This window comes from Acerihabitans sp. (assembly GCF_036398755.1).
Lineage (GTDB): Bacteria > Pseudomonadota > Gammaproteobacteria > Enterobacterales > Enterobacteriaceae > Acerihabitans.
In genome coordinates, this window is sequence record NZ_DASWOM010000045.1 from 39,128 (window position 1) to 55,414 (window position 16,287).

Annotated in this window: 17 protein-coding genes; 9 read left to right on the top strand and 8 right to left on the bottom strand. The window is 62.4% G+C overall.

Annotated elements, in window-relative coordinates:
• Nucleotides 1–10 precede the first annotated feature (10 nt).
• From VGC33_RS07630 to lldD, 5 genes are all read left to right on the top strand, one after another.
• A complete protein-coding gene (locus tag VGC33_RS07630) occupies nt 11–334 on the top strand; it encodes a GYD domain-containing protein (protein ID WP_331120153.1) in 324 nt (107 codons plus the stop codon).
• Nucleotides 315–1,085 (top strand): ATP-binding cassette domain-containing protein, encoded by a 771-nt coding sequence (locus VGC33_RS07635; protein WP_331120154.1) that lies wholly within the window; start codon nt 315–317, stop codon nt 1,083–1,085. The genes VGC33_RS07630 and VGC33_RS07635 overlap by 20 nt, the downstream gene beginning before the upstream one ends.
• Nucleotides 1,082–2,131: an ABC transporter permease gene (locus VGC33_RS07640; RefSeq protein ID WP_331120155.1), complete on the top strand. Its 1,050-nt coding sequence runs from the start codon at nt 1,082–1,084 to the stop codon at nt 2,129–2,131. Before VGC33_RS07635 ends, VGC33_RS07640 begins: the two co-directional genes overlap by 4 nt.
• 52 nt (nt 2,132–2,183) lie before the next feature.
• A complete protein-coding gene (locus tag VGC33_RS07645; RefSeq protein WP_331120156.1) occupies nt 2,184–3,134 on the top strand; it encodes an ABC transporter substrate-binding protein in 951 nt (316 codons plus the stop codon).
• 128 nt (nt 3,135–3,262) lie between these two features.
• The gene (gene lldD, locus VGC33_RS07650; RefSeq protein WP_331120157.1) at nt 3,263–4,411 is read left to right on the top strand and encodes an FMN-dependent L-lactate dehydrogenase LldD; all 1,149 of its coding nucleotides are present in this window, start codon (nt 3,263–3,265) and stop codon (nt 4,409–4,411) included.
• A gap of 87 nt (nt 4,412–4,498) precedes the next feature.
• Here lldD and VGC33_RS07655 read toward each other — a convergent pair whose 3' ends face one another.
• The 8 genes from VGC33_RS07655 to VGC33_RS07690 form a co-directional block, all read right to left on the bottom strand.
• Nucleotides 4,499–5,299, bottom strand: a complete 801-nt coding sequence (locus VGC33_RS07655) for a transporter substrate-binding domain-containing protein (protein WP_331120158.1) — start codon at nt 5,297–5,299, stop codon at nt 4,499–4,501.
• A gap of 40 nt (nt 5,300–5,339) precedes the next feature.
• A complete protein-coding gene (locus VGC33_RS07660) occupies nt 5,340–6,065 on the bottom strand; it encodes an amino acid ABC transporter ATP-binding protein (protein ID WP_331120159.1) in 726 nt (241 codons plus the stop codon).
• 18 nt (nt 6,066–6,083) lie between these two features.
• A complete protein-coding gene (locus tag VGC33_RS07665) occupies nt 6,084–6,770 on the bottom strand; it encodes an amino acid ABC transporter permease (protein WP_331120160.1) in 687 nt (228 codons plus the stop codon).
• 10 nt (nt 6,771–6,780) lie between these two features.
• Nucleotides 6,781–7,458: an amino acid ABC transporter permease gene (locus VGC33_RS07670; RefSeq protein ID WP_331120161.1), complete on the bottom strand. Its 678-nt coding sequence runs from the start codon at nt 7,456–7,458 to the stop codon at nt 6,781–6,783.
• A 10-nt stretch (nt 7,459–7,468) separates the two neighbouring features.
• A complete protein-coding gene (locus VGC33_RS07675; protein WP_331120162.1) occupies nt 7,469–8,383 on the bottom strand; it encodes an NAD(P)-dependent oxidoreductase in 915 nt (304 codons plus the stop codon).
• On the bottom strand, nt 8,376–8,849 hold the full coding sequence (locus VGC33_RS07680; protein WP_331120163.1) for an RpiB/LacA/LacB family sugar-phosphate isomerase: 474 nt from the start codon (nt 8,847–8,849) through the stop codon (nt 8,376–8,378). Before VGC33_RS07680 ends, VGC33_RS07675 begins: the two co-directional genes overlap by 8 nt.
• Before the next feature lie 25 nt (nt 8,850–8,874).
• Nucleotides 8,875–9,624 (bottom strand): FadR/GntR family transcriptional regulator, encoded by a 750-nt coding sequence (locus VGC33_RS07685; RefSeq protein ID WP_331120164.1) that lies wholly within the window; start codon nt 9,622–9,624, stop codon nt 8,875–8,877.
• A gap of 195 nt (nt 9,625–9,819) precedes the next feature.
• Nucleotides 9,820–10,491 carry a helix-turn-helix domain-containing protein gene (locus VGC33_RS07690; protein WP_331120165.1) on the bottom strand — a complete coding sequence of 224 codons (672 nt, stop codon included), beginning with the start codon at nt 10,489–10,491 and terminating at the stop codon, nt 9,820–9,822.
• A 154-nt stretch (nt 10,492–10,645) separates the two neighbouring features.
• On the opposite strand from VGC33_RS07690, the gene VGC33_RS07695 reads away from it, so the two are divergent.
• The 4 genes from VGC33_RS07695 to VGC33_RS07710 all read left to right on the top strand — a co-directional run bounded on the left by VGC33_RS07695 (nt 10,646) and on the right by VGC33_RS07710 (nt 16,285).
• Nucleotides 10,646–12,112 carry a M81 family metallopeptidase gene (locus VGC33_RS07695; protein ID WP_331120166.1) on the top strand — a complete coding sequence of 489 codons (1,467 nt, stop codon included), beginning with the start codon at nt 10,646–10,648 and terminating at the stop codon, nt 12,110–12,112.
• Nucleotides 12,109–13,698, top strand: coding sequence for a serine hydrolase domain-containing protein (locus VGC33_RS07700; RefSeq protein ID WP_331120167.1), 1,590 nt, complete (start codon nt 12,109–12,111; stop codon nt 13,696–13,698). Before VGC33_RS07695 ends, VGC33_RS07700 begins: the two co-directional genes overlap by 4 nt.
• A 17-nt stretch (nt 13,699–13,715) precedes the next feature.
• Nucleotides 13,716–15,284 (top strand): ABC transporter substrate-binding protein, encoded by a 1,569-nt coding sequence (locus VGC33_RS07705; protein WP_331120168.1) that lies wholly within the window; start codon nt 13,716–13,718, stop codon nt 15,282–15,284.
• 77 nt (nt 15,285–15,361) lie between these two features.
• Entirely contained in the window at nt 15,362–16,285 is a 924-nt protein-coding gene (locus tag VGC33_RS07710) for an ABC transporter permease (protein ID WP_331120169.1), read from the top strand.
• Nucleotides 16,286–16,287 lie beyond the last annotated feature (2 nt).

Consider the following 16,287-nt stretch of genomic DNA (forward strand, 5'->3'; position numbering starts at 1 on the left):
GGAGCGCCCGATGTCAGAAAGTATTTGGATCCATTATGCCCGTCCGCGTCCGCGCTGGTATCTGCTGACGCCCGCCGAACAACAGGAAAAACAGGCCCGCTGGCAGGCGCTGTCGCACCAGGCGACGCTTGCGGGCGCGCGTTTCATGGGCCGCTACCATATTCGCGGCCAGCATGATTTCGAAACCGTGGAAGTGTGGAATTTTCCCGACGCGGAAGCCGCATTCCAGTATTGGTCCGGCCTGACGGACGCGGCCTATAACCAGTGGTTCGCCTTTGCCAACAACATCGGTCTTGCGGTGGAGAAACTCCTTGATGACCATCCCGGTACTTGAAGCCACGAACATCAGCCGTCATTTCGGCGGCGTCAGGGCGTTGGAGCAGGTGGATTTCCGCGTGTTCCCCGGCGAAATCTGCGCCCTGATCGGCGATAACGGCGCCGGAAAATCGACGCTGACCAAAATCCTTTCCGGCGCCGACCGGCCCGACGAGGGCGTGATTAAAATCGACGGCCGGGAAGTGGTGTTTACCTCGCCCGGCGCGGCCCAGGATTGCGGCATCTCCACGGTCTACCAGGACCTGGCGCTGGCACCCGAACTGACGCCGGTGGAAAACCTGTTTTTGGGCCGTGAACAACTGCGCGGCGGCCTGCCAGGCCGGCTGGGGGTACTGGATCGCCCCGCCATGCGCCGCAAAGCCGTTGAGCAATTTGCCCGTCTGGGCGTCAATCTGCGTTCGCTGTCGGTGCCGATTTCCACCCTGTCCGGCGGCCAGCGCCAGTCGGTGGCCATTGCCCGCGCCGCCATGTGGGCCGGACGGGTGATTTTTATGGATGAACCGACCGCCGCGCTCGGCGTCATCCAGACCGAGCGGGTGCTGGCGCTGATTCGCCAGGTGCGCGACGCCGGGCTGGCGGTGGTGCTAATCAGCCACAATATGCCGCAGGTGCTGGCGATTGCCGATCGGGTCGAGGTGCTGCGTCTGGGAAAAAGCGTGGCGCAGATGCCGACCCGGGGGCTGAGGGTGGAAGATCTGGTTTCCGCCATGACCAGCGGAACCTATGGCCGCGCGGAGGTCACGCCATGAACGGTTTCCCGACGGATAAACCGTCCCATCAGGAACACCCGGCAACCGTGCGCGACAGACTGGCGCGGCTGATTGGCGGCGGCTGGATATTCATCCTGCTGGTCGCGCTTATCGTGCTGTTCGGCGCGCTGCGCCCCGCGCAGTTCGGTTCCGCCTATAACCTGGCGCAAATGGCGATAAACGCCGCCATCCTGCTGGTGCTGTCGGTGGGGCAAACCTACGTCATCATCGCCGCCGGCATTGATTTATCCGTCGGCGCGGTGCTGGTGTTTTCCTCGGTGGTTTCCGCCCAGACCATGCTTTATCTCGCGGGCCAGGCGGGCAATACTTTCGGCACCACCGACGCCGGCTGGGGCGTGATTGCCGCCGGCGGCCTGGTGGCCGTCGCCGTCGGGGCGCTGTGGGGCGCGTTGAACGGCTTTCTGGTGGCGGTGGCGAAAATCCCGGCGCTGATAGTGACCCTCGGCACCTTCGGCATGGCGCTTGGGCTGGCGCAGGTGCTCTCCGGCGGCATCGACGTGCGCGCCATGCCGGAACGGCTGGTGGCGGTGGTCGGCAGCGGCGATATCGCCGGCGTGCCGATGCTGGTTATCGTCGCCGCGGCGGTGCTGGCGGTCGCCGCCTTTGTTTTGCACCTCACCCGCTTCGGCCTGCATATCTTCGCCGTCGGCTCCAACCTGGAAGCGCTGCGGCGCGCGGGCATCAACGTCAAAGCGCGCCTGGTGGCCATCTATATGATCTCCGGCGCGCTGGCGGGCGTGGCGGCGATGATGTCCAACGCGCGGTTTTCCACCACCACCATCGGCGGCCACGCCATGGACAATCTGGCGACCATCTCCGCCGTGGTGCTGGGCGGAACCAGCCTGTTCGGCGGCATCGGCAGCGTTGCCGGCACCATTATCGGGGTGTTTATCCCCATTATCCTGCTCAACGGTTTTGTCATTCTCGGCATTCCGCCGTTTTGGCAAACCGTGGCGATGGGCATGGTGCTTATCCTGGCGGTCTGGATCGATCAGCTCAAACGCCGGGCAAGGGAACGTAGTTGATACCGTTAATCAGCTTATTGAGGTTTTAATCACTGTTAGATGGGGAATCAAGATGCGCAACACAATGGTATTCACTGTTTTATCGACGTTAACCCTGGCGCTGGCGCACCCCGCCTGGGCCGCCGGAAAAAATGACACCGTCGCGCTGGTGCTGGGCGTGAAAGGCAGTCCTTTTTACCAGGCATTACAGTGCGGCGCCCAGGAAAAAGCCCGGCAAAGCGGGATTACCCTGCGGGTCTCCGCCCCCGACCAGTTTGCCGCCGATAGCCAGATCCCGGTGGTGAACGCCGTCACGGCGACCGCGCCGGCGGTGGCGGCGATTGTGCCGACCGACGCCCAGGCGCTGGTGGCGCCGATGAAACAGCTGGCGGCGCGCGGCGCCAAGGTGATGACCGTGGACCAAACGCTGAACGATACCCGCTTCCTGGCGACCGAGATCATTTCCGACAATGAACGCGGCGGTAAAATGGCCGCCGAGGCCATGAACAGGCTGCTCGGCGGCAAAGGGGAAGTCCTGGTCATCACCCAGCCGCCGGGCTCAAGCGCGCAGGACGCACGTGAAAAAGGCTTTGCCGAACAGATCAAAACCTATCCCGGCATCACCTATATCGGCCCGCAGTATCAAAGCGACGACCCGCAAAAGGCGGCGGAAATCATCACCTCCACGCTCTCCGCCCATCCCGGTCTGGCGGGGGTGTTCTCCACCAACGATCAGGGCGCGATTGGCGCGGTTACCGGCCTGCGCCAGGCGGGGGCGGCGAAAAAGGTCAAGGTGGTGGCCTATGACGCCGCCACCGCCGAGGTGAGCGCGCTGAAAAACGGGACTATCGACGTGTTGATTGCCCAGAACCCCAAACAGGAAGGCGAAGCGGTGATCACCACCGCCCTGGCGCTGCTGGCCGGCAAACCGGTGCCGAAACAGACGCTGACCGACCTGGTGTCGATTGAGTCAGGCGAACATCAAAAAGCCGACCAGTACGAATATAAGGCCGACTGTCGGTAAAAGTGTGAGGCTTGCGCGCAATTCGCTAAAAAAAAATCCGGTTCCCATTGTTATTTGTTATCAATTAATTAATTTTATGTAACAACGGGTTCGGCGCACCGAGCGCGACAACACCAGGAACCGGATAGATGATCATATCAGCTGCAACCGACTACCGCGCGGCGGCCAAACGCAAACTGCCGCCTTTTTTGTTTCATTACCTGGACGGCGGCGCCTACGCCGAATATACCCTGAAGCGCAATGTGGACGATCTGGCGCAGGTGGCGCTCCGGCAGCGGGTGCTGAAAAACATGTCGCAGCTGAGCCTGGAGACCCGGCTGTTCGGCCAGCGGCTTGCCATGCCGGTGGCCCTCGCGCCGGTCGGGCTTTGCGGCATGTATGCCCGGCGCGGCGAGGTCCAGGCGGCCAGGGCCGCCGAAAGCAAGGGCATCCCCTTTACGCTGTCCACCGTCTCGGTCGGCACCATCGAGGAAGTTTCCGGCGCCGTCCGGCAGCCCATGTGGTTCCAGCTTTATGTGCTCAAGGACCGCGGCTTTATGCGTAACGCCCTGGAGCGCGCCAGGGCCGCGGGCTGCTCCACGCTGGTGTTTACCGTGGACATGCCGGTTCCCGGCGCCCGCTACCGCGACGCCCATTCCGGCATGAGCGGGCCGAACGCGGCGCTGCGCCGCTACCTCCAGGCGATGACCCACCCCGCCTGGGCCTGGGATGTCGGGATACGCGGCCGTCCGCACGATCTGGGCAATATATCGGCCTACGTGGGCAAACCCACCGGGCTTGCAGACTACATCGGCTGGCTGGCGAAGAACTTCGATCCCTCCATCTCCTGGAGCGACCTGGAATGGATACGCGAATTCTGGCAAGGCCCGATGATCATTAAAGGCATTCTCGACCCGGAAGATGCCCGCGACGCGGTACGCTTCGGCGCGGACGGCATCGTGGTCTCCAATCACGGCGGACGCCAGCTCGACGGCGTGCTCTCCTCCACCCGGGCGCTGCCCGCCATCGTCGACGCGGTAAAAGGCGAGATAGCCATTCTGGCCGATAGCGGCATCCGCAATGGCCTGGACGTGGTGCGGATGATTGCGCTGGGCGCCGATACCGTGCTGCTGGGGCGCGCGTATATCTATGCCCTGGCGACGGCGGGGGAACAGGGCGTGGCCAACCTGCTCAACCTTATCGATAAGGAAATGCGGGTGGCGATGACCCTCACCGGCGCCCGCGATATTGCCGGGATCACCCATGCTTCCCTGGCGCGGCGGGTCTTGCCGGACTAAACCCGGCGCGTTGAGGGGCTGCGGCCGATCAATCCGGACCGGCCGCGGCTTAGCCGGCGGACCGCGCGGGGAAAGACGTCCCCACCTTTACCGGTTGATGATTTCCTGCGGGATCGGCTCGCCATGGTATTTTTGATAAATATCGTTCAGCTTGCCGTTTTTCAAATTGGCGGCAATCCACTCGTCCAGCTTGGCCTTCAATTCCGGCTGCCCTTTCGGCACCCCAATCGCCAGGTCAAACACCTGCAGGGTCATTTTCGGTTCAAACGCCAGCTTCGGATTCTGTTTCTTTATCTGGTTAACCAGCGTGGCCGATGTCGCCACCGCAAACGCCTGCCCGCTGACCGCGGCGGTGACAAGCGTAGCGTCGTCGTCATAACGCTGCACGGTAAAACCCCGCTTGCTCGCTTCCGTGCTCAACTGGGTATCCTGGGTGGTGCCGCGCGTCACGGTGATCGCCTTGCCTTTCAGGTCGTCCCAGCCGGCGATTTTGGTCGCCGCCGGCGCGCCGATAACCGACCGCAACCCGGCATAGGCGCGCGAAAAATCAATTACCTGCGCGCGCTGCGGGGTCACCGACAGGGTCGAGATGACGATATCCGCCTTACCGGTTTGCAGATTGGGAATACGCGTCGGACCCGTGGTCTCGATAAACTGCAGTTTCAGCCCCCAATCCTGCGCCAGCAGCTGCGCGGTTTCCACATCCGAGCCAATCGGCTTCAGGCTGGCGTCCAGCATACCGGAAGGCGGAATGGACAGATCGGTGGCCACCCGCAGCGTGCCCCGGTCCTTGATGTCCTGCCAGGCGTTGGTGGCCGCCGTCGCGGGGTTGAACGCCAGCCAACAAAACAAAATGCCCATGACTGCTAATTGTTTACTATTACGCATAGTTCTCTCCAGGGTTAACTGACGTTTCAACGCCGACGGCCTACAGCTCGTTGGCGATAAAATCCTGCAGCTCCGAGGTGGCGGGCTGTTTTAAAATGGCGGCGCCGCCGCTTTCATGCACGGTGCCCTGGTGCATAAACACGACTTTGTCGGCGATGCGCCGCGCAAAATTCATTTCGTGCGTCACCATGATCATGGTCATACCGCTGCCGGCCAATCGCTCGATAACGCGCAACACTTCGCCGGTCAGCTTGGGATCGAGGGCGGAGGTCACCTCGTCAAACAACATCACCTTCGGTTTCATGGCCAGCGAGCGGGCAATGGCCGCGCGTTGCTGCTGGCCGCCGGAAAGCTGCTCCGGATAGCTGTCCGACTTATCGGTCAGGCCGACCTGCTCCAGCACCGACTGCGCCAGGCGCCGCGCCTCCCCTTTCGATTGCTTTTTTACCGCCACCGGCCCCAGCGTGATGTTCTGCTCAATGGTCAGATGGGGAAACAGGTTATAGCTCTGGAACACAATGCCGACATCCTGGCGCAGTTGGCGCAGGTCAAGATGCGGATCTTCGACACGATGCCCGCACACCTCGATGCTGCCGCCGTTGATTTCCTCCAGCCGGTCGATACAGCGCAGGGCGGTGCTTTTTCCCGACCCGCTGGCGCCAATCAACGCCACCACCTGGCCCCGGTCGACCGAAAAAGACACATCGTTAAGCACCGGCACCGCCCCGAAGCTCTTTTGCACGTTATTCAGCACGATAATCGACATAATGATTTCCTTTAACGCTTAAGCCGTTCTGGTCAGCGCGACGTCGGGCCGCGCCGTTTTTTTAACCAAGGCGCGCCGTTCAAGCCTGCGGCTTAAAACCGACACCGGAAAACACAGGCAAAAATAAAGTAAAGAGACGATCAGGTAGGTAATAAACGGCTCGAAAATCGAGTTATTGATAAGCTGTCCGGCCCGCGCCAGCTCGACGAAACCGACCACCGACGCCAGCGAGGTGTTTTTGATGATCTGCACCGAAAACCCCACGGTGGGCGGCGTCGCCAGCCGCACGGCCTGCGGCAGGATCACCTTGAACAGGCGCTGCGCGCGGGACAGCGCCAGGCATTCCGCCGCTTCCCATTGCGCGCGCGGCACCGCCTGCAGGCAGCCGCGCCAGATTTCGCCCAGGTACGCGCTGGCGTAAAGGGTCAGCGAGACGCCGGCGGCGAACAACGGTGAAATATTAAAACCCAGCGACGGCAGGCCGAAATAGATCATGAACATGATGATAAGCAACGGCGTACCCTGGATAAGCTGAACATAGACGCTCACCAGAAAACGCACGCCGCGCAGCGGCGAGATACGTCCCAGGGCCACCAGGAAACCGACCAGGCCGCCGCCGCCGAACGCCATCAGCGACAGGATCAGGGTCCAGAAAGCGCCTTCCAGCAGGAACTGGATATGGGCCGGATTAAGGGAGGAATTCATGTCTCGCTCCTCAAAGAGGGGTGCCAAGGCGGCGACGGCGCGGAAACGCCGCCAGCCCCACCAGCCAAAACGCAAAACGCATCAGAAACGACAGGGCCAGGTAAATACCGGCAACGACAAAAAAGGTTTCAAACGGCCGGTAGGTTTCCGACTGGATAAAGTTAGCGGTGGCCGTCAGCTCTTCGGTCGAAATTTGCGAGGTCACCGACGAGGCCAGCATCAACAGGATAAACTGGCTGGTCAGCGACGGATAAACCCGTTCTATCGCCGGACGCAGCGCCACATGCCAATATTGTTGCCAGGTTGACAACCCCAGCGTTTCCGCCGCTTCCCATTGGCCCGGGTGGATGGATTCAAACCCGGCGCGCATGATCTCCGCGGTATAGGCGCCGACGTTTATCGTCAGCGCAATCACCGAGACGGTAAACGCCGAAAACGAGAAGCCCAGGCTGGACAACCCGAAATACACCAGGAAGATCTGTACCAGGAAGGGTGTATTGCGAATGGCTTCGATATACACCCCCGCGATACGTGCACACCAGGCGCACTGTGAACGCCGCGCCACGGCGCATAGGGTGCCGATCAGAAAGCCGAAGACGGTGGTGATGACCGCCAGTTCGGCGGTGAGCAGCGCGCCGTCCCTCAGCATCTGCCATTGCGTCAATATCGCAGTAAAATCAAGCTTCATAACCCGCTACCTATTTTGTCGCCGCGGCCGTATCCCGCCCGGTGATCCGGTCATACACCCTGAACAGCGCCTGGTTGCCATGAGATCCCTCGCCGTGGGCCTGCGCATCCTGGTACTGTGTCGCCACCAGCGCGGTGGCCGGCAGCGGCACCGGACCCTTTTGCGCCGCTTCCAGCACCAGGCGCAAATCCTTCATCATCAAATCAATGCGAAAGCCGGCGGAGGTATCGCCCTCGATCATGGCCGTGCCCAGCTTGTCGAGCATCCAGGACGCCGCCGATCCCCCCAGCAGCACCTCGCGCATCTGGCCGAGGTCGATGCCGTAGGCCCGTCCCAGCGCCAGCGCCTCGCAAATCGCCTGGATATTGATGCCGCAAATCAGCTGGTTGCACAGCTTCACCGTCTGGCCGGCGCCGGAGTGCCCCACATGATTGATGGTGGTGCCCATCGCCCGCAGGAAAGGCTCGGCGCGGGCGAATCCCGCGGCGTCGCCGCCGACCATAATGCTCAGGGCGGCGTTTTTCGCCCCCACCGGCCCGCCGGACACCGGCGCGTCCAGCATGATCACCCCCGCCGCCGCCAGCGCCTGGCTCATGGCGCGCGTGGCCGCCGGCGCGATGGTGCTCATGTCCACGTACAGCCCGCCGCGCGGCGGGCAGGCCAGCAGTCCCCCGCCGCCCCGGACCACATCCTCCACCTGCGGCGTGTCCGGCAGCATGGAGATCACGATATCGGCCTCGGCGGTGGCGTCCGGGATATCCCGCGCCGGCTGCACGCCGTAAGCCGCCAGCGCCTCGACCGCCGCCGGCAGCACATCATAAGCGCGCACGCGAAAGCCGGCCTGGGCGAGGTTGCGGGCCATTTCGCGCCCCATCACCCCCAGGCCAAGAAAACCCACGTTACCTTTTGCTGATAAATCACTCATGGCCATGGGTCCTCCCGGTAGCGTTTTGCTGTTCAAGACGGTTAAGTTTGTCGACCCGGCGGACAAAATCCTCATCCTGGACAAACCGGGCGCGCAAAAACGTATCCACCAGATCGCGCGCCAGCCAAGGCCCGACAATTTGCGCGCCCATGCACATCACGTTGACATCGTCATGTTCCACGCCCTGGTGCGCCGAGTGGATATCGTGGCAAACGGCGGCGCGGATGCCGTTGATTTTATTGGCCGCAATCACCGCGCCCACGCCGGTGCCGCAGACCAGGATGCCCCGGCGGCCGGCGTCCTCGCGCACCTTGCCGCACAGGGCGAGGGCGATATCGGGGAAATCGACCTGGTCGGGCGTGTGGCTGCCGATGTCGTCCACCAGGTGACCGGCGGCGCGCAGCCAGTCGGCAAGTTCCTGCTTCAGCCGAAAGCCGGCGTGATCGCTGCCAATAACGATATTCATACGGGTTTCCCTCTGGGATCGTGGTTTAGTCGGTAAAAGGCGCCGCGCCCGCCATGCGAATGGTGGCGCGGCGGCGAAAGTCGGCGCCGATGTCGAAATGACGGGCCAGCAGCTCGTCGGCGCGCGCTTCGTCGCGCTCGACGATGGCGGCAAAAATAAGCCGGTGGTGATCGATCAGGAACTCCTCGATACCGTCGACCTGGATGATCTGTTCACGCCGGTCCAGATGCGAACGCATCATCAGCGCGCTGATGGACTGGTAGATACTGATAAGCGTGGCCGAGCCGGAGGCCAGCACTATGGATTCATGAAAGCGAAAATCCGCCAGGCCGCCCACTTCGGGGGTATGGATGGTGTCGATGATGGCGCGCAGGCAGTCGGCCAGCCGGTCATAATCGCCTTGCGTCGCCCGGCGGCAGGCCAGACGCACCGCCTGCCGTTCAATGGCGATACGCGCCTGCATGACGTCGTCGATAACGTCCGCCTGATGAGCCAGCACAAAGGTGAAAAACTCCCCCAATATCGATACGCTGGGTTTTTTCACCACCGTGCCGATGCCGTGGCGGATCTCCACCGCGCCAATCATCGCCAGCGCGCGCAGCGCCTCGCGCAGCACCGGCCGGCTCACGCCGAGCTGGGCGGAAAGCTCGCGCTCCGGCAGCAGGCAATCCCCCGCCTTAAGTTCCCCCGACAGCAGTTGCTCGCGCAGGAAGCCCACCACCCGATCGTAGCCGTTGCCGTTTTCCTGTTTCCCGTTCCCGCGTTTAATCATCATTCGTCGTTAATCAGTCCTAACCAGTGGTAATACCAATGGTAGGTATGTTAATGAAATATTAATGTGATGTTATTCACATTTGTTTTTCAGGCAACAGGAGATGGGTCACAAAATCGACGCGGGGTGGTGGACGGATGTTCGCGGGGAACGGCCCGAAGCAGGGGGAAAAGCACCGCAGGCCGACGGATAGAAAGGCTATTCGGGCGGGACGCCCACCGTGCCTTCTTTAAAATAAAGCCGCTGCGTCATGCAAATGGACAGGATCATGGCGTCTTCCGCGCCGAGCGAGATAAAGGCGTGGGGCATGGTGCTGTCGATATAGGCGCTGTCGCCCGTTTCCAGACGCAGCGGCGCGTACCAGGCGGTGTGCAGCAGCGTGACGCCCCGGGCCACATAGATAAACTCTTCCCCTTCATGGCTCGACCACTCCTCGCGCGGCGGCGCTTCGCGGGCGCTTATCTGCATCACCAACGGGATCATGCCCTTATGGGTCAGTTCCGAGGAATGCACATTGTATTTATACTGCGGCGTGGTAAAGGTCAGGCCCATGCCGGCGCGGGTATAGGTGCGCCGTCCGGAGATCGGGGGCAGCGGCGCGGGGGTCCGGGCAACCGGCGTCTGCTCGGTGAACAATTCGCCGAAGGAAAGCTCATAGGCATGGGCGATTTTAACGATGGTATCGAACGACGCCGACACCTGGCCGTTCTCGATTTTTGACAGGGCGGAAATGGACAGCCCGCTGCTGTCGGCCAGGTGTTCCAGCGTCCATCCCCGATCCTGGCGCATGGTCTTGATACGCGCGCCAAAATCGAGCTCGTTGGGCAGCGCCTCTTTCCCTGTCGTGTCGTCCTGCTTGCTCCTGGCCATGTATCCCCTCGCCTTACGCGGTCTGTGTCAGGTGGTGTTGCGCACCATTGTGTCTTTTTTTCTGATAAATGTCACTTTTCTATTATAAGAAAATCTTTTTTTACTAAAAGAAAAATTTAATGCACGATAAATAAAATTCCATTACGGAGTCGCCATGAAATTATTTATCGCCGCGCTGGGCACCGAGACCAATACCTTTTCGCCCCTGCCGACCGGCCGGCAGAATTTCGACGAAACCCTCTACCATCGTCATGACGGCGGCGCGCAATCCGAGCACTATTTCGCCCAACCGCTGCGCATCTGGCGGGAGATGGCGCTGGCGCATGGCGACGAGGTGGTGGAAAGCCTGTGCGCCTTTGCCCAGCCCGGCGGGCGTACGCGCCAGTCGGTATGGGAAACATTGCGTGACAGCGTGCTGGCGGATTTGCGCCATGCCGGCGAGGTGCAATACGTATTGTTGAAATTGCACGGCGCCATGGCCGCCGACGCATGCGACGATTGCGAACTGGAACTGGTGCTGGCGGTGCGCGACCTGGTCGGCCCGGAGGTGACTATCGGGGTCGAGCTGGATCTGCATTGCCATCTCTCGCCGCGACTGGCGGCGGCGGCCAATCTGATCGTTTTGTATAAAGAATATCCCCACACCGATGTCAACGAACGCGCGGTGGAGTTATTCACCTACGGCCGTTTGGCGGCCATGGGCGAAATCAGGCCGCTGATGGCGCTGCGCGACTGCCGTATGCTCGGGGTATGGCGCACCTCCGATGCGCCGGTGCGCGAGCTGGTCGATTGGATGACGGCCGCCGAGCGCCGGGATAACGTGCTGTCGCTGGGGTTTTGCCATGGCTTTCCCTGGGCTGATGTGCCCAACGTCGGCGCGCAGGCGCTGGTGCTGGTCGATGGCGATCCGTCGCTTGCCGACGCGCTGGTTGATGAGCTTGCCGGACGCATCCTGGCGCTGCGGGAACGTTATCAGCCGGCGCTGTTAACCATTGACGAGGCCATGGCCCTGTTGCCGACGCTTGCCGGCCTAAGCGTGGTGGCGGATATCGCCGATAACGCCGGCGGCGGCGCCGCCAGCGATGCCACCTGGCTGCTGCGCGGCATGCTGGCCGCCGGCACGCCCGGCGCGCTGTTCGGCGCGGTCTGGGATCCGGTGGCGGTGCGCATCTGCATGGAAGCGGGCGAAGGCGCGCGCCTGCCGCTACGCCTGGGCGGCAAGGTCGGTCCGCAATCCGGCCAGCCCCTGGATCTGGCGGTCACCGTCCTGCGCGTGGTGGAAAACGCCACCGTGACATTCGGCGCCGGCCGGCAGCCGATGGGCGACGCCGCGCTGCTGGACGTGGACGGTCTGCATATCGTGATTAACAGTATCCGCACGCAGGTGTTCCATCCCGACGCCTATACCCAGTTTGGCATTCGTCTGGCGGACTACCGCGCGGTGGTGGTGAAGTCGGCGCAGCATTTTTATGCCGGCTTCGCCCCGGTGGCCGATCGGGTGATTTACGTCGCGGCGCCGGGCACCGTTTCGCCTGATTTCACCTCGCTGGCGCTGCCCAGGGCGGGACGTCCCCTGTGGCCGCAGGTGTCCGACCCTTTCAGCGCCGGGGTGGCGCCATGAGCCCCTGGGTGGCGGACATCGAGGCGGCGGTGGATTCGGTGCTTCAGGCCTATCACCGGCCGGGCTTGCCGGGCGTGAGCGTCGGCGTATTGGCGCAGGGCGAAGTGCGCCTGCGCAAAGGCTACGGTCTGGCGGACATCGCCGGGCGCCGTCCCAACGCGCCGGATGTCCCGATGCGCATCGCCTCGCTGAGCAAACAGTTCCTGGTGACGGTGGTCCTGATGCTGGAGGCCGAGGGCGCGCTGTCAATTGACGACGACGTCCATCGCTACCTGCCCGATCTGCCCGATTATGGCACGCCGGTGACGCTGCGCGATCTGATGTCCAACCAAAGCGGGGTGCGGGATTTTCTCGAACTGCGCCTGCTCTGCGGCGGCAACTTCAGCGATCCGGCCACCGCGGACGAAAGCTATGCGCTGGTGAAGTCCGCCTCCCGGCTCAATTTCCGGCCGGGCACCGCGTTTGCCTATTCCAACAGCGGTTTTATGCTGCTGACGCTCATCGTCGAGCGGCTTGAGGGCCGGTCGCTGGAATCGGTGCTGCAAAGCCGTCTGCTTAGCCCGCTGGGCATGACGCAAACCCACCTGGCGCGTAGCGACATCCCCTGGCTGGCGCAGCGCGCGGTACCCTATGTGGTGGAAAACGGCTGCGCCGCGCGCGGAGAATGGTCCATACCGCTGGACGGCGCGGGCGGCATGATCTCCAGTATCGACGACCTGCTGAAATGGGCGCGTTACGTTGCCGACCCGGCCTCGCCGCACGCCGCGCACTTTCGCCGCATGGCGCGGGCGCGCCCCTATGCCGACGGCACCGACTCGCCTTACGGCCTGGGTTTTACCGTGATGCCCTATCGCGGCCTGGATTCGTTCGGCCACCACGGCCAGCTGCCCGGCGTGTTCGCCGAGATAGCCTGGTTCCCGCAGATCGACGCCGCCCTGGTCCTGCTGGCCAACACCACGGAAATCAACCCGTTTCACCTGGGGCGCCGGCTGGCCGACGCGCTGTTCCCGGCGGCGCTGGCGCCGCGTTTCCCCCCGGAGGTGGTGCCGCCGGGCCATTATTACGACCCCGGGGAAAACCGCGTGCTGCGAGTACTGCGGCAGCCCGACGGCGAGAATTATCTCGACAGCGCGATGACCCGCGCTCCCGTCGAATGGCACCAGGCGGGTCGGTTCCGGCCCTATTGGCCGATGCTTCACCTGCAGCTCGCGGCGCAAGACGATGCGCTGGTCGGCCACGACGGTCCGCGCGCCGTTGCATACCGACGGCTGCCGACCGGGTACGCCGGCGCGCCGGAACGCTTTACCGGCACCTTTTACCTGCCCGGGCTGGAAAGCCTATGGCGCATCAGCCTGCACGACGGGCAATTAACGCTGGCGCTGACCGGGCGCTTCGGCACCCGCCATTTTCACCTGACGCCGCTGACCGACGAGGTGTTAATCGCGACGCCGGCGCAGGCGCCCGACGGCCATTACCGTCCTACGCTGCGGATAACAGGCGCGCACGGACAGCGACGGCTGATGATTACCACCGACCGCACTTCCCGGCTGGTTGCCGGTGAAATGCTTCCTTCTACTGACCGTTAACCTTTTGGGAGTTCGTTATGCGCTTGAGGTCTTCTACCCTATCACTGCGGCGTGCGCTGCTGGCGGCGGCGCTGCTGTCCACCCTAACCGGCGCGCAGGCCTTTGCTGCGGGAAAACTGGTTTGGGCGGTCGGCGTGGATGCGGATTCCCTCGATCCCCATCGCACCACCACCTGGGAATCCTGGGCAACCTTTGATCTGCTGTATGATTCGCTGCTGCAGTTCGACGCCGAGGGCAAAGTGGTGCCCAACCTGGCCAAAAGCTGGGATGTCGCCCCGGACGGAAAAGCCTATACATTTCATCTCAACCCCGGCATGCAGTGCAGCGACGGCACGCCGCTGGATGCCAACGACGTTAAATATACCCTCGATCGCGCGTTCGACAGCAAGAATCCGAGCGTGATGAAAGCGGGTTTCGGCCCGGTGACGGCGGTGACGGTAGAGGATCCGCTGACGGTAAAATTTACCCTTTCCAGTCCGTTTGGCGCCTTCCTGGCGTTTATGGGCGAACCTTTCGCCTCGATTATCTGCGACAGCAACCAGGCGCTGGGCAAGGAATACGGCTCGAGCAAGGCCATCGGCTCCGGGCCGTTTATGGTGAAGTCCTGGGTGAAAGGCGATCGCATGGTGCTGGTGCCCAACCCGCGGTTTAAAAATTACGGCCGCCCGGTGGCCAACCCCGGGCCGCCGGCGATTGACGAACTGATCATACGCCGCATGCCGGAAGCGCAGGCGCGCCTGGCGGCGCTGGAAACCGGCGAGGTACAGATCGCCACGCCGCCGCTCGATGATGTCGAGACCGTGCGCAACTCATCGAAAATGACCCTGCAGACGGCGGATAAAACCGGCTCCACCATTTTTTTCGAGTTCACCACCACGCGGCCGCCGTTCAATGACGAACGCGTGCGAAAGGCGGTGGCCTACGCCGTCGATCCGGACGCCGCCATCGATATCGTCTTCGGCGACGTGGCCAAACGTGAACACTGCGCCGTGGGGCCGGGCGTGTTCGGCAACGATGAATCCTGGTGCGCCACCCAGGGCTATCAGTACGATCCGGAAAAAGCCAAAGCGCTGCTGAAGGAAGCGGGTTTTGGTCCGGACAAACCGCTTGACGTGACGGTAATGACCTGGCCGGACGACAACCGCGAGAAAATTTTGCAGGTTTTCCAAAACCAGCTGCAGCAGGTCGGCATCAAGGCCACCATCGAACTGATGGATATCGGCACGCTGAACGCGCGCGTCAAGCAGGAGAACGAGACCAAAACCGGCAAAGGCTCATTCAATATGATGGGCTGGGGCTGGTATGACCCGGATATCCTCTACAACCTGTGGCACTCTCCCGGCGCCTATGCCGGTTATCAAACCCCCGAGCTGGACGCCATTCTCGATAAAACCCGCACCACGCTCGATCCGGTCGAACGGATGAAACACGTGCGCGACGCGCAAACCTACCTGCTGACCCACGCCGTGCAGGTGCCGCTGTATACGCCGGGCTGGAACTGGATCTACGGGGTGCGCAATGAAGTGAAAGGCTTCAAGGTCAGCGCGTTTAACCGCCCGATCTTCAACGATGTGACCGTGCAGTAGTTCAGCCGGGCCCGCGCCCGTATCGGGGCGCGGGCCGTGGCCGGGACGCACTTTTCGCGCCACCGCAGGAAAAAGATATGCTTTCGTTTATTCTCCGTCGTTGTCTCGCCGCGCTGTTGACCGTATGGATAGCCTCCATTGCCGCGGTATTGCTGATCCATCTGGTGCCGGGCGATCCCATACGCACCATGTTTGCCCAGTCCCAGGGGGTGACACCCGCGCAAATCGAGGAGATCCGCCATAATTTCGGCCTCGACCTGCCCATTTACCACCAATATTTCAATTATCTGGTCAAACTGTTCCACGGCGATATGGGCCTGACCATTCGCGGGCAGCAGCCGGTATTAAAGCTTATCCTGATTTGCCTGCCCTTAACGCTGGCGCTGACCAGCGCCGCCATGCTGGTGGCGCTGGTATTCGGCATGAGCTGCGGTTTTATCGCCGCGTATAAGCGCGGCAGCTGGCTGGATTCCGGGCTGATGGTGAGCGCGATCCTGGGGGTTTCCCTGCCGCATTTCTGGCTGGGCCTGATGCTTATCCTGCTGTTTTCCGTCAAATGGGGGCTATTGCCGGTCGCCGGCACCGGCTTCCAGGGACTGATCCTGCCCGCCTTGACGCTGGGCATCACCAACGCGGCCATTATCGCGCGCCTGACGCGCTCCTCGATGATCGAGATATTCAACCAGGATTTTATCCGCACCGCCCGGGCGAAAGGGCTGCCGCGCACGCTGGTGCTCTACCGGCATGCGCTGCGCGCCGGGCTTATCCCGGTCGTCACCATGATGGGCATGCAGTTTACCTATCTGATGGGCGGCGCGGTGATCATCGAAAACGTCTTTAGCTGGAACGGCATCGGCCGCCTGGCGGTGCAGGCCATCTTCCAGCGCGATTATCCGCTGATCCAGGGCTTTATCCTGGTATTTGCGATCATCGTGGCCCTGGTCTCGTTGTTGCTCGATATTCTTTACGCGTGGCTCGACCCGCGCATCAAAGTGCAGTAAGG